This is a genomic window from Acinetobacter sp. FDAARGOS_494, assembly GCF_003812225.1.
GTDB classification, from domain to species: Bacteria; Pseudomonadota; Gammaproteobacteria; order Pseudomonadales; family Moraxellaceae; genus Acinetobacter; species Acinetobacter baumannii.
Genome location: NZ_CP033866.1, coordinates 2,797,880 through 2,812,966, shown reverse-complemented (window position 1 = coordinate 2,812,966; position 15,087 = coordinate 2,797,880). Strand labels below are relative to the sequence as shown.

The window sequence follows — 15,087 nt, the reverse complement described above, 5'->3', positions numbered from 1 at the left end:
TGTGAGGTCTGGCAGATTTAGTTTCATTGATCTTCAATAGATCCTGCCCGACTTCGAATTATAAGAAAGCCACAAACAAATGTATTGTACCAGCAATAAATCCGGTTACCCCACCTAGTACAATAAGAATCCACTCGTCCTCTTGAAATGCTGGACGTAACAAATTCTGAAACTCTTTTGGTGTTAGTTCACGAATACGCTCTTTAAACATTTGAAAAATCTTCTGTGCCCGGCTTGCATTTAGTGCAGGGTCACATACCGGTCCCATCGTAATTTCAATTGAACGATCAATCAAGTCCGTCTTTAACCTTGCATACTCTCTTGGGCCTAAAGAAAGCTGTAAAGATGTTCGAACAAGTGGAGTTTCCATGATTTCGTTAATATGACGTTTAACAATACGACGCGTTTTGTCCTTGCGTGAACCATACATCATTTCTGTCATAATTGATTTTAACGTAATCAGATCTTCTGTCACTACGCTTGAGAAGACTTCTGAAACTTCTTCTTGACGCTTCATGAAAGCCCCTTGAACATTATAAGTACCAATTCGTAAAACAGGTACAATCCAAGGGAACTTACGATCTTTTGTTAATCTAAATATTTGCGGATAACGAATGTAATGCGGCTCAATCGGGTTAAATACCATCCAGATTGCAATCCAGTTAGTTAAAAAGCCCCAAATAGACGCCCAAAACGGTACTGTCCAATGCCAAGGCACCACAAACCAGACCACCATTTGGAAAACACCAAAGAACATCCCGATTAAAGCACTAATATGCCAAATAAAGTTGATTTCTTTTTGTCCAACTTTTAAAAACATACGTACCATTAAACGGCGATCACCTTCCATTTGGCTCACCACCATTTCACGCATATCAACCAGTGACTCAACGTTCATAGTCAGCTCAGTCACTAATTCTCTGAGTACACCTGGCAACTGCTTATGCGCTTGAGCATAAATACGGCGTTTAATCGAATAAGGTAAATTTTCCCAAAGCACTGCATTACGATCGATCATGACTTCATCAATCAAATGCTCAAGTTCAAATCCGACTTGCTCACCAATAATACGCGCCATGTCTTCAGGGTCCATTGCTTCTAAAAACTCACGCAAAGAACCTAACTTGGATAAAGTATTATCGGTAATAATTCCAGAGATACGTCCAGCTTTACGTGGCACAATACCTTGCCAGCCGACTGGTAAAGGACCTAAATGAAATCCCCAAAACTTGATTGGGTAAAACACCATTTTTAAAGCCATCCACACATGTGCCCATGTGACAAAGGCAGTGACCGGAATGATACTCAAAACGGCCCAAAAATCAGGTCTGTGTAAAAAGGTCTGCCACAATCCGCTGACGTACTCTAACATGTAAGACTCTCGTATTTATTTGTGCTCTGCTTATGGCGAGTTAACGATAAACTGCTTTGTTTTATAAACCAAAACTTAGAGAATAAGAAAATTGTATTTGTGGTTTAGTATCTGCAGCAACATCACCATTCTGGTCCGTTAATTTTTCCGCTGCGCCGATACCCACACTAAACGTACTAATTCTTTCTGAATTCAACAATACATATGCCAAATCAACACCAGCACCTAAACGAGATTTATAATCTCCATCTACCGATTTACTATCAAGATGTCCAGCATAAAAGCCAATATAGTAACCATTTTTATCTGTTCCAGTAAGGTAGTACGGATAGCGGAATCCGACTTGTCCTCCAGCAGTTTTATCGCCATTTAAAAATGCACCAACTTTTGCGTAAGCAATTCCATAAGGATTTACCCACTCACCATTGAGATGTAACAATTTTTGTGTAAAACCGGCGCCTACATTCCAGGTAGATGCTTTATGATCTGCTAATTTTGCTTCTGGAAGAAATGAGTAATCTTGAGCATGTGCCCAACTGCTTACTGTCAAAACTGCAAGTAAGGGATAAATTTTTCTCATTATTTTCTCCATTTTCCCTAATCGTATGGTGAGAACAACCCTATTCTATTGAATGAGAGACTTTAACAGAATTATTTTGCTTCTTATATACAAGACTCTACAATTTTGTTGTCTACAAAGTCAAAAAAGCCAATTTGCCTCTTCACTGAAACTTTGAAAAATATGCGATATTTTAAGTGCGCTTGCGTTAGAATAAGCAGCTATTTTTCTCACCCTATGTCATTAAGTCGATCCGTATGAAACAGCACTTTCCTTTAAAAGATATCCAGCAAGAAAAGCGCATTTATCGAGGTCGTATATTTTTTGCCGTAGGGCTTGTGATTATCTGTTTATTGGTACTAGCCAGCCGATACGCTTATCTACAAATTTTTCATTATGATGAGTTCTCGACAGCATCGGATAAAAACCGTATTCGCCTACAACCCCTTCCACCTGCTCGTGGTTATATTTATGACCGCAATGGGGTTTTACTGGCAGATAACTACCCTGTTTTTACTGCAACATTAAGTAAAGCAGATGTTGAGAACGTTGATACCGTTATTGAACAATTACAGCCTATTTTAGAGCTCACTCAAGAAGATGTAGATCGTTTTAAAAGCCGTATTAAAACAGCACGTAAAACTGAACGTGTGGCCATTAAACTGAATTTGACTGAGACAAATATTGCCAAGTTTAGTGAAGTTAAATACAAATTTCCTGGGGTTAGAATTGAAACCCAAATGACGCGCTATTATCCACATGGTGATTTATTTGCTCACGTGATTGGATATGTTGGCCGTATTAACGATAAAGAATTAAAAAGTATTGATAAAGATTTATACGCTGGAACAAACCTGATTGGTAAAATTGGTGTAGAAAAAAGCTATGAAGATTTACTTCATGGAACACCTGGTTATGAGTCTGTAGAAGCAGATGCTCATAGTAATATTTTGCGTCACCTAGGCCGTAAAGACCCAACCCGTGGTAATGATCTCTACTTATCATTAGATTATGGTTTGCAAGTTGTCGCATCACAACAGCTCGCAGGTCGACGTGGTGCAATTGTTGCGATAGACCCACGCACCGGTGAAATTCTTGCGTTGGTTTCAAGCCCAAGCTTTAATCCTAACTTATTTGTGACGGGTATTAATCATAAAGATTATAGTTCTCTACGTGACAATATAGATCAGCCTCTTTATAACCGTGCAGTACAAGGTGTATACCCTCCTGGTTCAACCATTAAGCCAATGGAAGCGATGGGCGGTTTACATTATGGAATTGTTGATTGGGCTACTGCTATTTCCGACCCTGGTTATTTCCATTTACCGGGTGACTCACACAAATTCCGTGACTGGAAAAAAACCGGCCATGGCATCGTGAACATGCACAAAGCCATTATCATGTCTTGTGACACCTATTTTTATATTTTGGCCAATCAAATGGGCATCGATCAGATGAACCAATGGATGCGCCAATTTGGCTTTGGCCAAAAAACAGGTGTCGATTTACCAAGTGAAAGTGAAGGCTTATATCCAAATCCTGAATGGAAAATGCGTACACGCAAATCCAAATGGATGAAAGGTGAAACGATTTCAGTCAGTATTGGTCAAGGTGCATTTACCGCAACTCCTTTACAACTCGCCATGGCAACTGCCATTACGGCGAACCATGGCTCGCATGTAGTTCCACATGTTTTACGTGCAACCCATGGTGCAAAACCTTTTACCGTACGTAATGCACCTGATGGAAAAATTAATTTCAATGGTACAGATGAAGATTGGGTAAAAATGCGAGAAGCCATGATTGATGTAATTCAATCAGGTACTGGTCGTGGCATCCGTACACCGCTCTATCAAATTGCCGGAAAAACAGGTACAGCACAGGTTAAAAGTATTGCTCAAGGTAAACGTTATAACGAAGCTGCGCTTAGTGAACGCCAACTTGACCACGGTCTTTTTGTTGGCTTTGCTCCGGCTGATAAACCAGAAATCGCTATTGCAGTTATTTGGGAAAATGGCCGTCATGGTGGTTCAGCAGCCCAACTTGCTAAACCCGTGTTTGATTACTGGTTATTAACCCGTAAGAAAAATCCGATTCGACCAGCCAACCATCAGGTTAATGGTGGCTTGATGACCGCTGGAATTAAACCGGGTGAACTCCCAAGTGGTAATGAAAGTGCCAGCTCTACTCCTGCGACCTCTGCTCCGACTTCCGCAGCAGCCTCTACTCCACAGGCAACACCAACTCGTCCTGCTACAAACGAGGTCGATGAATAATGAAAAATCAATTACGCATTATTGGGGGCGAATGGAAAAGACGAGTTTTACCATTCGCCAGTATTGAAGGATTAAGACCAACTCCCGATCGTGTCCGCGAAACTTTATTTAACTGGCTCATGTGGGACATTCAAAAAGCTCATGTTCTCGATATCTGTACAGGTTCTGGGGCATTAGGCTTTGAAGCATTATCGCGCGGTGCTGCATCTGTTTATATGATTGAGCCAGATAAGACGCAGGCACGATTTTTAAAAGATAATATTCAATTGCTCAAAGCGCAGAATTGCCATTTAATTAATGCAACTGCTCAACAAGCTCTACCACGCCTAAAAGAACAGTTTGATGTCGTTTTTTTAGACCCTCCTTATAGTCTTAATTTATGGCAAGAACTTGCCCACTTAGCAGATATCCATATTAAAAATAATGGGTACATTTATGTTGAAGCTGACCGAGATTTATCTCAGCTTCACCTTCCTGCAACATGGCAGCAAGTTAAAACAACCAAAGCTGGTACAGTCCATGCAGGGCTTTACCAAAAAGTAAGCGAATAAAAAGGTAGCCTTAAGCTACCTTTTTCGCTACAAAGTTTTAAATTAACTCAAACCAATCACTGCAACAAGTGCTGCACAGGCACCTACAATTTTTTTGCCATATGGCACATAACGTGTAAATACTGCACCGAGTGCAAGCCCACCACAATAGATAAGTGCCATACCAGCAACCATACCAGTTACTAACGCCACGATATGCCCTGCATGTGCTAACTCAACACCATGAGCCATACCATGAAAGCTTGCGAGTAAAGCGGCAGCGATAGGTAAAATCCGATTTGATTTTGTCCATAGCGCAATCGCTGTAATAATTAAAGAAGCAACAATACCGTATTCAGCAACATTGGCGGGCACCAAACCTTGAGCACCTACCAAAAAGCCGATCACTAAGGTGATACTTAAAGTGATGACACCAGCGATTTTCCACTGTTTGGCTGCCGACCATAGCAAGACACCAAAGCCTAAAGCCATTATTAAATGATCCAACCCTGTAAACGGATGAATAAAGCCTGCCATAAAACCTGAATGTACATGGTCTTGCCCCGGATGAGCCATAGCTAACGCAGGTAACATGCTAAGGAGCCCAACGCTCCATTTTTTAATGAAGTTCATAGTTACTCCTTAAGCCTTAAACAGCCCTTGCTTCTCAATAAATTGAATAATTTCTTCAAGCCCATCTTGTGTTTTCATGTTTGAAAATAAAAATGGCTTTTCACCACGCATGCGTTTTGCATCTTGGTCCATCACATCGAGGTTTGCTCCCACCATTGGTGCGAGGTCAGTTTTATTAATAATCAGTAAATCTGACTTGGTAATACCCGGTCCTCCTTTACGAGGGATCTTTTCGCCACCTGCTACATCAATGACATATAAAGTTAAATCAGAAAGCTCTGGGCTAAATGTTGCTGCTAAATTATCACCACCGCTTTCAATAATAATGAGTTCTAAGCCATCAAATTTTTCGCACAGATCATCAATCGCAGCTAAATTAATTGAGGCATCTTCACGAATTGCTGTATGCGGGCAACCACCTGTCTCGACACCTACAATACGATCTGGTGACATCGCTTCATTACGGGTTAAAAAGTTTGAGTCTTCTTTGGTATAAATATCATTTGTCACCACTGCCATATTATATTTATCACGCAAGGCACGGCATAAGTTAAGTGTAAGTGCTGTTTTACCTGAACCGACTGGTCCGCCAATTCCGACTCGTAATGGACTACGTTCTGTCATAATTTTTATCCTTTTTCCTAAACTTAAGATCTGAATAACCGTGAATATTGAGTTTCGTGTTTCATGCTCAGCATGGCATAGCGCGGCAAAGCACTACTCAATTGCTCATCTTTAAGTTTTAAAGCTTTCTCTACCGCTTGTGGTACTCGCCCATGCAAATGCCATAAAATTCTTTGTCCTGCCATTTGGCCCAATGGGACAGTTTTTACTGCGGCTAAAACCTGATTTTCTAAAACGGTAAAGGTATACGCCGTAAGTACATCCACCTCTTTAAGTTCTAAACGACCGCAAAGCTGTGCATAGACAGGCACAAAACCAAACTGCTTTTTAACCTCAACTGTTTTCTTTAAAACATCTTTAATCCATGCATTTAAAGAAAATGCGAGTTGCTGAGATTCGGCCAAAAGCTCTTTACTTTCTCGGCTTGCCTTATACAAATGTGCCCAAATTAGAAACTGATCTGGGTCATCATAATGTTGCATAAGACGTTTAAGTACAGGCAACTCAAAGCGTACTAGCAGCATTTCAAGCACTTCTTCAAAGTAAGCAATTGCCGAGGATTCATCGTGTATTAAGCCAATATCAATGGCGGTTTCCACACCTTGCGAATAGCAATATGCTCCAACTGGTAATGCCGTAGAAGACAATGTCAGCAGTTGCAGTAATTGCGCAGCATTATGAGTGGACATGGTGTAAAACTTTGATTGGACTTAAACGATGGTCATGGCTATGCTGTGCATAGGCACCGCTTTCAGGTTCAAATGGATGATCGGTTTCTGTCACAGTAAGTCCCAAACCTTCTACCATTTCTGCAAGCACATGATCAGGCTCAAAATATAAAGCTGTTGGTGTCAGCATTAATGGCACATGTCGGTTACCTAAATGATAAGCCGCTTTAAGCAAATCAAATTCAGTCTGAGCAGTGACTTTCATTAGCCGTTCAGGTTTGGCATCGACACGTAATACATCCCCTTCTTGCGTTGCAATATATGAACCACTACGCAAAATGCCGGTACGTGGCAAATCCGCACCAATATCTACGCCACTCGCTAAAGCCGCTCGAAAACGTGATTTTTGGCGGGTATCAAACGTTAGCTCAACCGTTTCAAATGCCTGATCAGGAGAAATATCTTCAAGACGTTGGGTGTAAATTTTCATTTAGCTTTTCTCTCCTTACTTATTTCTTTCATATATAAGGTAATGAGGCAAATCACCTCTATAAATTTCATTAAAACAAGAAATAACGCTGTGCCATCGGTAATACGTCAGCAGGTTCACACGTTAGTAATTCACCATCGGCCCGCACCTCGTAAGTCTCAGGATGAACCTGCATAACAGGACAATATGTATTGTGTTTCATATCGGCTTTGGTAATTGAACGCGTGTTTTTACAGGGACTGATTAACTTTTTAAGGTTTAGCTTCTCAGCAACTTTTTTATCAATTGCGACTTGAGATAAAAAGGTAATACAGGTGTTATGTACACCACGTGGATAAGCACCAAACATTGGGCGATAATGCACTGGTTGAGGTGTAGGAATTGAAGCATTAATGTCACCCATTGGCGCTGCTGCAATCATGCCACCTTTAATGATCATGGAAGGTTTCACGCCAAAAAACGCAGGCTTCCATAACACTAAATCAGCAAGTTTTCCGACTTCAACCGAACCAATTTCATGGCTTAAACCATGGGTAATTGCCGGGTTAATTGTATATTTGGCAATGTAGCGTTTAACGCGATTGTTATCATAAAACTCATTATCACCCTCTAATGGGCCACGTTGTACTTTCATTTTGTGGGCAGTTTGCCAAGTTCGTAAAATCACTTCACCCACACGTCCCATTGCCTGAGAGTCAGATGACATCATGGCAATTGCGCCTAAGTCTTGTAAAATATCTTCAGCAGCAATGGTTTCACGACGAATACGACTTTCTGCAAAAGCAATATCTTCAGCAATTGCTGGGTCTAAATGGTGGCATACCATGAGCATATCTAAATGCTCATCAATGGTATTGATCGTGTAAGGTCGTGTTGGGTTGGTCGAAGATGGCAAGACATTACTTTGCCCAATTGCTTTTAAAATATCGGGAGCATGCCCGCCGCCCGCACCTTCGGTATGGTACGTATGAATCGTACGGTCTTTAAATGCCGCTAGCGTTTCTTCTAAAAAACCACCTTCATTCAATGTATCCGTATGAATTGCGACCTGTACATCATACTCATCTGCAACGCTCAAACAGTTATCAATAGCCGCAGGTGTTGAACCCCAATCTTCGTGTAGTTTTAACCCAATTACTCCTGCTTTAATTTGCTCGCTAATGGGGTCAGGTAAACTTAAATTCCCTTTACCCAATAGACCAATATTCATAGGCAAATCATCAATCGCCTGCAACATGGTCGCAATATGCCAAGGCCCTGGAGTCACTGTCGTTGCCGAAGTACCTGCCGCAGGTCCTGTCCCCCCCCCCACCATTGTCGTTGTCCCAGACATCAGCGCGGTTTCAACTTGCTGAGGACAGATCCAGTGAATATGAGTATCAATACCACCAGCTGTTAAAATTTGTCCTTCACCTGCAATTACTTCTGTCGCAGCACCTAAAGGAATGGTAATGTCGGGTTGAATATCAGGGTTTCCAGCTTTCCCAATTTTCCAGATTCGTCCATTCTTTAAGCCCACATCGGCTTTAACAATTCCCCACCAATCCACAATTAAAGCATTGGTTATGACTGTATCGGCAACTTCATCAGCTAGAAGCTGAGATTGTCCCATCCCGTCACGAATAACTTTTCCGCCACCAAATTTAACTTCTTCACCATATGTCGTTAAGTCTTGCTCAACTTCAATAAAAAGCGCTGTATCAGCCAAACGAATACGATCACCAACCGTTGGACCAAACATTTCTGCGTATGCACGACGTGACATTTTCATAACTTATTACTCATCTTTTCATTATTGTTGTTATCTTTAATCCAGCTTGCCCATTACCCGACCAGCAAAACCATATACTTCTCGCTTACCAGCTAAAGCAACAAGCTCTACTTCTCGACTTTGTCCCGGTTCAAAACGTATTGCTGTGCCTGCTGCAATATTTAACCGAAAACCTTTGACTGCCTCACGATCAAACTGTAAGGCATCGTTTGCTTCATAGAAATGAAAATGCGAACCGACTTGAATAGGCCTGTCGCCAAGATTAGCCACCACAACCTTTAAAGTTTCTCGTCCAACATTTAGTTCAATATCAGTTTCTGGAGTAATAACTTCACCGGGAATCATAAGTATTCCTTTTATACAATGGGCTGATGAACAGTGACTAATTTCGAACCATCAGGAAAAGTTGCTTCAACCTGCACCTCAGCAATCATTTCCGGTACGCCATCCATGACATCTTCACGCTTTAATAAAGTCGTTCCAAAGTGCATAAGTTCACTCACCGTCATACCATCCCGTGCACCTTCAAGTAAGGCTGCAGAAATAAATGCAACAGCTTCCGGATAGTTCAACTTTAAGCCGCGTGCTTTACGACGCTCAGCCACTAAGCCTGCAGTAAAAATGAGTAACTTATCTTTTTCTGTTGGATTGAGTTCCATATCTCTTTCCTAAATAGCATCTAATTTTCTTTAAGCAAAATGCGTGCTCAAAAGCAGCATACCGGTTTTAATCGTTTTTAAAATACGCAATTTAACGTAACTTAAGTTTTCCAAATTCTTGGAAATTCTTCATCTAAATCAAACCAATAACGTCTTAATTTAGCCCGTATAGCTGCGAAAGCATCATGACATCGTCGTACATCATTTCCTAAAAAACGCGCACACAGTACATCTTCTAATAAGGTCAACGTCACGGGAACATCCATACGCATAATGAGTTCACGGATGAGTTCAATATGTTGCTCTAAATAAAATGAAGAACGGAATTTTTCAGGGGGCACGGCCCAAAAACTGGCCATCACCGCTTGATTATTCATTCCTAAACACGAGCTTAACCAACGGTCGCCTCCCTCAAAATATAAAGTATCGGCAACTAATAACTTGTTTTTGCGCCATAATTTAAACTGGTTGTGATAGCTTCCCTGAACAAAATTCTCAGCCCGAGCCTGCCGCCCCAAGACCAACATATCCCATCCAATAAAGCTTGCTGTTTGTTCAAGATGGATATCTGTTTCTGAGTGGGCTAAAGCACCGTCAAAAAGCATTGTTTCTTGCGGCATCCACTCTAAAATAGAATCATCTTTTACATTCAAATAAATATGCTGGAAAGCATGTTTTCCATTTGTTCTATACCACTTACCCGCTCCCGGTGTGGTAATTACAGCATGCGCCTGCCTTTCTGTTTCAATTTGAAAAGTAAGATGATCACCGCCTGCAATTCCAGCCGGTGGATGAACAATAATGGCATGACAAACCCCAGTTTTTTCGGGCCAGAGCATTTTTTGCACCCGAACGGGGCCATAATGCTTTCTGTGACTCATTATGGTGCGCGAGTTTTCATAACAAAACCCCAGTTCTAACTGGGCATACCAAAATGGTGCTGAAGAAGTCTGAAAAGTTTGTTGAATTCGATTCATTTTGGCTCATTTTTGATAATGGCTTTTTTGATAAGCAAAATATGCACCAAAAGCAAAAAGTGGCTATTACAAACTTAGAAACAATTTTTTTATTTTAATGAGTCAAAAAATCATCAATGTCTAACATAAAACCACAGTAAAGCATGGAATTATTTATACAATAGCGCCCATTCTCGCTCTTATAAATTTTTCCCATGAAAATCTTTTTCGTGTTAGTACCGTTTGTATTTTTAACTGGGTGTATTTTTGGCCAATCAAGTGAGGTCAAACGTGCAGAAAAACTTTTAAATAACTTTCAATGTAAAAATATTGAAACAAGTGAAATTTCTACAAGTTCAATCAACTCTTATTACCAGCAATCTTTAGCGGTGAGTAAGGAAAAAGCGACCTCTTATGTAGAAAGCTATAAAAATGGTGAAGAATTATTTGCAATGCCCTTAGATGAAGTCGTAGAACAGCAATACCAACTTTATAAAGCAGCGTGCGATTCTTTAGGTGGGGTTTCTGCCCAACCATAAATTTTTAAAAGTATCCATTAAATCACTTTAGTGGATACTTTTAATTCTCAACTAAAATATAAAAAAACATAGCCCCAATCTGTGCAATTTTTACTCACTTTACCTTTTGTTAAAATTAAACTACATACTAAAGCTTTTATTTTCGATTCTTTTTTCCTAGCCTGTCAGTACTTTATATTTATTTTTTTGAGGTTTTATTCATTATGAAAAAATCATTATTAGCAATTGCACTTATGAGTACCCTTCTTGTCGCATGTAATAAACATGAAAATAAAACAGAAACAACCTCTGATGCATCTACTCCTGTACAAACTGCTCAATCAAATAATAATGAAGCGGTAGATACAGCACATACAGCCGAGAATTCTTTAGATTGGGATGGTAAATATAAAGGTACGCTTCCTTGCGCAGACTGTGAAGGCATCAAAACTGAATTAGAATTAAAAGATGATAAAACTTATGAGCTAACAGAAACCTATCTTGGTAAAGGTGATGCAAACCCATTTGAAACCCATGGTAAGTTTACTTTCGATAAAGACAATACTTCTGTTATTACCTTAGATGATAAAGCTCAAAACCGTAAATTCTTTATTGGTGAAAATACCGCGACCGCTTTAGATATGGAAGGTAAAAAAGTTGAAGGTTCTTTAGCTGAACATTATGTTTTGAAAAAAGAAGATTAATCTATTTTTCAATATAAATAAAAAACCCGCTCAAATGAGCGGGTTTTTTATGAAGTCAATTCTTAGTGAGCTGAGAATTGGTTCATTGTGTTTTTAGCATCGTCACCAGCTTTAAGTGCATTTTCACCAGCGAAGATTTCTTTGTGGTCATCACCGATGTCAGAACCAGCCATTGCTTGGTGTTTCACACATGCGATACCGCCACGGATTTCTTTACGTTGTACGCCAGCAACATAAGCTAACATACCTTGGTCACCGAAGTAACCTTGTGCTAATTCATGAGTAGAAAGAGCAGCAGTGTGGTATGTAGGAAGTGTGATCAAGTGATGGAACACACCAGCTTCACGCGCAGCATCTGCTTGGAAAGTACGGATTTTTTCATCAGCTTCAGCAGCTAATTCAGTATTGTCGTACTCAGCGCTCATTAATTTAGCACGGTCGTAAGCAGATACATCTTTACCTTCTGCAACCCAACGATCGTACGCTTGTTGACGGAAGTTTAAAGTCCAGTTGAATGATGGGCTGTTGTTATAAACAAGCTTCGCATTCGGAACTACTTCTTTTACACGGTTAACCATGTGTGCAATTTCTTGTACGTTTGGAGTCGGAGTTTCGATCCAAAGTAAGTCAGCACCGTTTTGAAGGCTAGTGATACAGTCAAGTACAACACGGTCAATCTGAGTGCCTTCACGGAATTGGTATAGACCAGAAGCTAAACGAGTTGGACGATGTAATTTACCATCACGTTTAATTAAGATCTCATCTTCTTGAGCTTCTGAGATATCAATTTCTTGAGTATCTAAGTAGCTAATATATTTAGATGCGATATCACCTGGCTCTTTAACTACAGGGATCTTCTGAGTTAAGTCAGCGCCTTCAGAGTCAGTACGAGCAACGATAACACCGTCTTCAACACCCATTTCTAAGAATGCATAACGAAGTGCATGGATCTTAGCGATGAAGTCTTCATGTGGAACAGTTACTTTACCAGCTTGGTGACCACATTGTTTTGCATCAGATACTTGGTTTTCGATTTGAAGCGCACAAGCACCAGCTTCAATCATTTTCTTAGCAAGTAAGTAAGTTGCTTCTTCGTTACCGAAACCAGCATCGATGTCTGCAATAATTGGCACAACATGAGTTTCGAAGTTGTCGATTTGAGCTGTGATTTCAGCTACTTTCGCAGAGTCACCAGCTTCTTTTGCTTTATTTAAAGCACGGAACAAGTCATTTAATTCTTTTGCATCAGCTTGACGTAAGAAAGTGTAGATTTCTTCGATCAAAGCAGGTACTGAAGTTTTCTCGTGCATAGATTGGTCAGGAAGTGGACCAAATTCTGAACGAAGAGCAGCAACCATCCAACCAGAAAGGTAGATATAACGTTTGCTTGTCGTACCGAAATACTTTTTGTTAGCAATCATTTTTTGTTGAGCGATGAAACCATGCCAGCAACCTAATGATTGAGTATATTTGCTTGAATCAGCATCGTATTCAGCCATATCACGACGCATAATCGCAGCTGTATACTTAGCAATATCTAAACCTGTTTTGAAACGGTTTTGAAGTTGCATACGAGCAGCATCTTCTGGGCTAATGTCTGCCCAAGTGTTGCCGAATTTTGCTTTTAATTCACGTACTGCATCAATCGCTGTTTGATATGTAGTCATGATATTGTCCTGTATTCATTTTAGGATTTCATCGATCGAAGCCTAGAGTCATGTTATGAAAATTCCCTATGACACCAGCTGCTTCTTCATGTACACAGCTTAGACTTAGCCAATCAATTAATCCAATATCCTTCGTTAATCTTCAGTATTTATTTAAAAAATATACCAATAAATCGATATTATAAGTAAAACTAAAAAACATAACACTTTGTTTATAAAAACAAAATAATCCTAAAGGAGTATAGAATTTTGATTAAAAAACACTCCAAGCTTTATTTTTATACAGTTTTTGAAAATTTTCCATTCATTTTTAATATAAAAAGTCAATTGTAAATTAGGCGAATTTTGCCAATGCAAAATGTCAATCAATATGCTAGAACAGTACTAAATATTAAGAAAATATTTTTGTTCAATAATTATAAAAATAAAAATAGATCAACGATAATAGAATCCAGCATTTGAGATACTTTTTGCCCATACTTAATTTCAACAAAAAATGTCGTTTTTCTCATCATTTTTTCACACAATGTTCTTTAAATATGGCATAATTTGAAACAATTTTAGGGTTTTATTTTCGGTATTTTTTTTATGAATCTGGAGCGGGTAGATCTTAATCTATTAATATATCTTGATGTTCTTCTTCGTGAAAAAAACGTTACTCGCGCAGCCGAACAGCTTGGTGTTACTCAGCCTGCCATGAGTAATATTTTACGCCGCTTGCGTAATTTATTTAATGACCCTCTCCTGATCCGCTCATCTGAAGGGATGACACCGACAGAACGTGCACTTGAATTACAACCGCGTATTCGTGATGCTCTTTCCGACCTTTCAATGATTTTGGAACCGCGTACCGAATTCCGCCCTTATACCAGTAATCGCGTTTTCCGTATTATGACTTCTGACTATGCAGAAGCCACCCTAGTCCCTCGTCTTGTTAAAGCCCTCCGCTCAGAAGCACCAAACGTTGTACTCGATTTTCTTACTCCAAGTGATGTGTCATATAGAGACATGGAACAAGGTAAAGTTGATCTAGCCATTAACCGCTTCAATGAAATCCCGCAAAGCTTCCATCAAGTTTTGGTTTGGCGTGATAGCTTTAGCTGTATTTTAAATGACAAACACCCTGCTGTGACTCATTTAAATCTAAAAAGCTATTTAGATGCTCAACATATTTGGGTATCTAAAACGGGTATGGGTGTTGGCTTTGGGGTAAACCCAGATAAACAAGGTGGCTTGGGCTGGATTGATCAAGCATTAGAACGTATTGGTCAACGCCGCAAAATTTCTGTATTTACGCGTCACTATCAGATGCCGGCATTACTTGCTCAAAATGTTGACTTGATCGCTACTCTTCCAACTCGAATGGCACGTTTACAAGCACAAAATCCAAAATTAGTTATTAAAGATCCACCGTTTTACATTCCTGAGTTTGAACTTAAAATGGCTTGGTGTCCATTATTGCACCATCACCCAGCTCATCGCTGGTTACGCCAACTCATTCTATTTGTTGCTCGCCAAATGATCGAAGAGGAAAATCGTGAATTCCTGACTAATAATTCACAATTTTCCCACTATTAAATAAGTTTTAATTTAATTGTCTCTTTCAAACATTATCTTTAAGCGCTGAGCAATCAATCTGATTACCTCAGCGCTTTTTTGT

At 39.8% G+C, this 15,087-nt stretch carries 16 protein-coding genes; 5 read left to right on the top strand and 11 right to left on the bottom strand.

Features of this window, described 5'->3' with window-relative positions; all coding sequences use genetic code 11:
- Positions 1-58: 58 nt before the first annotated feature.
- Together EG365_RS13640 and EG365_RS13635 are read right to left on the bottom strand one after the other, a co-directional pair.
- Positions 59-1,372: a membrane protein gene (locus EG365_RS13640; protein WP_000895449.1), complete on the bottom strand. Its 1,314-nt coding sequence runs from the start codon at positions 1,370-1,372 to the stop codon at positions 59-61.
- 61 nt (positions 1,373-1,433) lie between these two features.
- On the bottom strand, positions 1,434-1,952 hold the full coding sequence (locus EG365_RS13635) for a hypothetical protein (RefSeq protein ID WP_001227325.1): 519 nt from the start codon (positions 1,950-1,952) through the stop codon (positions 1,434-1,436).
- A gap of 236 nt (positions 1,953-2,188) precedes the next feature.
- On the opposite strand from EG365_RS13635, the gene mrdA reads away from it, so the two are divergent.
- Both mrdA and rsmD read left to right on the top strand, forming a co-directional pair.
- Positions 2,189-4,207 carry a penicillin-binding protein 2 gene (gene mrdA, locus EG365_RS13630; RefSeq protein ID WP_000809155.1) on the top strand — a complete coding sequence of 673 codons (2,019 nt, stop codon included), beginning with the start codon at positions 2,189-2,191 and terminating at the stop codon, positions 4,205-4,207.
- Positions 4,207-4,758 (top strand): 16S rRNA (guanine(966)-N(2))-methyltransferase RsmD, encoded by a 552-nt coding sequence (gene rsmD / locus EG365_RS13625; RefSeq protein WP_000795836.1) that lies wholly within the window; start codon positions 4,207-4,209, stop codon positions 4,756-4,758. The genes mrdA and rsmD overlap by 1 nt, the downstream gene beginning before the upstream one ends.
- Before the next feature lie 42 nt (positions 4,759-4,800).
- On the opposite strand, the gene EG365_RS13620 is transcribed toward rsmD, so the two are convergent.
- From EG365_RS13620 to EG365_RS13585, 8 genes are all read right to left on the bottom strand, one after another.
- Positions 4,801-5,370 carry a HupE/UreJ family protein gene (locus tag EG365_RS13620; protein WP_001009288.1) on the bottom strand — a complete coding sequence of 190 codons (570 nt, stop codon included), beginning with the start codon at positions 5,368-5,370 and terminating at the stop codon, positions 4,801-4,803.
- Positions 5,371-5,379: 9 nt separating this feature from the next.
- Complete coding sequence (ureG, locus tag EG365_RS13615; protein WP_000140200.1) at positions 5,380-5,994, bottom strand: urease accessory protein UreG; 615 nt, start codon at positions 5,992-5,994, stop codon at positions 5,380-5,382.
- A gap of 23 nt (positions 5,995-6,017) precedes the next feature.
- Positions 6,018-6,683 carry an urease accessory protein UreF gene (locus EG365_RS13610; RefSeq protein WP_000103637.1) on the bottom strand — a complete coding sequence of 222 codons (666 nt, stop codon included), beginning with the start codon at positions 6,681-6,683 and terminating at the stop codon, positions 6,018-6,020.
- Positions 6,670-7,152, bottom strand: a complete 483-nt coding sequence (ureE, locus tag EG365_RS13605) for an urease accessory protein UreE (RefSeq protein WP_000708729.1) — start codon at positions 7,150-7,152, stop codon at positions 6,670-6,672. The genes EG365_RS13610 and ureE overlap by 14 nt, the downstream gene beginning before the upstream one ends.
- 70 nt (positions 7,153-7,222) lie before the next feature.
- The gene (ureC, locus tag EG365_RS13600; protein WP_057695212.1) at positions 7,223-8,923 is read right to left on the bottom strand and encodes an urease subunit alpha; all 1,701 of its coding nucleotides are present in this window, start codon (positions 8,921-8,923) and stop codon (positions 7,223-7,225) included.
- A 36-nt stretch (positions 8,924-8,959) separates the two neighbouring features.
- Positions 8,960-9,268 (bottom strand): urease subunit beta, encoded by a 309-nt coding sequence (locus tag EG365_RS13595; RefSeq protein WP_000612142.1) that lies wholly within the window; start codon positions 9,266-9,268, stop codon positions 8,960-8,962.
- A gap of 11 nt (positions 9,269-9,279) precedes the next feature.
- Positions 9,280-9,582, bottom strand: coding sequence for an urease subunit gamma (gene ureA / locus EG365_RS13590; RefSeq protein ID WP_000422460.1), 303 nt, complete (start codon positions 9,580-9,582; stop codon positions 9,280-9,282).
- Between the two features lie 101 nt (positions 9,583-9,683).
- Entirely contained in the window at positions 9,684-10,559 is an 876-nt protein-coding gene (locus EG365_RS13585) for an urease accessory protein UreD (protein ID WP_002017326.1), read from the bottom strand.
- A 194-nt stretch (positions 10,560-10,753) separates the two neighbouring features.
- Here EG365_RS13585 and EG365_RS13580 point away from each other — a divergent pair, with 194 nt between their 5' ends.
- Positions 10,754-11,077: a hypothetical protein gene (locus EG365_RS13580; RefSeq protein WP_000688341.1), complete on the top strand. Its 324-nt coding sequence runs from the start codon at positions 10,754-10,756 to the stop codon at positions 11,075-11,077.
- Positions 11,078-11,280: 203 nt separating this feature from the next.
- A complete protein-coding gene (locus EG365_RS13575) occupies positions 11,281-11,760 on the top strand; it encodes a copper resistance protein NlpE (RefSeq protein ID WP_000749178.1) in 480 nt (159 codons plus the stop codon).
- Between the two features lie 62 nt (positions 11,761-11,822).
- Here EG365_RS13575 and EG365_RS13570 read toward each other — a convergent pair whose 3' ends face one another.
- Entirely contained in the window at positions 11,823-13,427 is a 1,605-nt protein-coding gene (locus EG365_RS13570) for an isocitrate lyase (protein WP_000214787.1), read from the bottom strand.
- 588 nt (positions 13,428-14,015) lie between these two features.
- On the opposite strand from EG365_RS13570, the gene EG365_RS13565 reads away from it, so the two are divergent.
- Positions 14,016-15,005: a LysR family transcriptional regulator gene (locus EG365_RS13565; RefSeq protein ID WP_001047619.1), complete on the top strand. Its 990-nt coding sequence runs from the start codon at positions 14,016-14,018 to the stop codon at positions 15,003-15,005.
- Positions 15,006-15,087 lie beyond the last annotated feature (82 nt).

Bases quoted from the DNA above. Each gene is read 5' to 3' on its own strand.
- EG365_RS13595 (WP_000612142.1), bottom strand. From the start codon at position 9,268: ATGATTCCCGGTGAAGTTATTACTCCAGAAACTGATATTGAACTAAAT.
- rsmD (WP_000795836.1), top strand. From the start codon at position 4,207: ATGAAAAATCAATTACGCATTATTGGGGGCGAATGGAAAAGACGAGTT.
- EG365_RS13570 (WP_000214787.1), bottom strand. From the start codon at position 13,427: ATGACTACATATCAAACAGCGATTGATGCAGTACGTGAATTAAAAGCA.
- EG365_RS13565 (WP_001047619.1), top strand. From the start codon at position 14,016: ATGAATCTGGAGCGGGTAGATCTTAATCTATTAATATATCTTGATGTT.
- ureG (WP_000140200.1), bottom strand. From the start codon at position 5,994: ATGACAGAACGTAGTCCATTACGAGTCGGAATTGGCGGACCAGTCGGT.
- EG365_RS13575 (WP_000749178.1), top strand. From the start codon at position 11,281: ATGAAAAAATCATTATTAGCAATTGCACTTATGAGTACCCTTCTTGTC.
- EG365_RS13610 (WP_000103637.1), bottom strand. From the start codon at position 6,683: ATGTCCACTCATAATGCTGCGCAATTACTGCAACTGCTGACATTGTCT.
- ureA (WP_000422460.1), bottom strand. From the start codon at position 9,582: ATGGAACTCAATCCAACAGAAAAAGATAAGTTACTCATTTTTACTGCA.
- ureE (WP_000708729.1), bottom strand. From the start codon at position 7,152: ATGAAAATTTACACCCAACGTCTTGAAGATATTTCTCCTGATCAGGCA.
- ureC (WP_057695212.1), bottom strand. From the start codon at position 8,923: ATGAAAATGTCACGTCGTGCATACGCAGAAATGTTTGGTCCAACGGTT.
- EG365_RS13640 (WP_000895449.1), bottom strand. From the start codon at position 1,372: ATGTTAGAGTACGTCAGCGGATTGTGGCAGACCTTTTTACACAGACCT.
- EG365_RS13620 (WP_001009288.1), bottom strand. From the start codon at position 5,370: ATGAACTTCATTAAAAAATGGAGCGTTGGGCTCCTTAGCATGTTACCT.
- EG365_RS13580 (WP_000688341.1), top strand. From the start codon at position 10,754: ATGAAAATCTTTTTCGTGTTAGTACCGTTTGTATTTTTAACTGGGTGT.
- EG365_RS13585 (WP_002017326.1), bottom strand. From the start codon at position 10,559: ATGAATCGAATTCAACAAACTTTTCAGACTTCTTCAGCACCATTTTGG.
- EG365_RS13635 (WP_001227325.1), bottom strand. From the start codon at position 1,952: ATGAGAAAAATTTATCCCTTACTTGCAGTTTTGACAGTAAGCAGTTGG.
- mrdA (WP_000809155.1), top strand. From the start codon at position 2,189: ATGAAACAGCACTTTCCTTTAAAAGATATCCAGCAAGAAAAGCGCATT.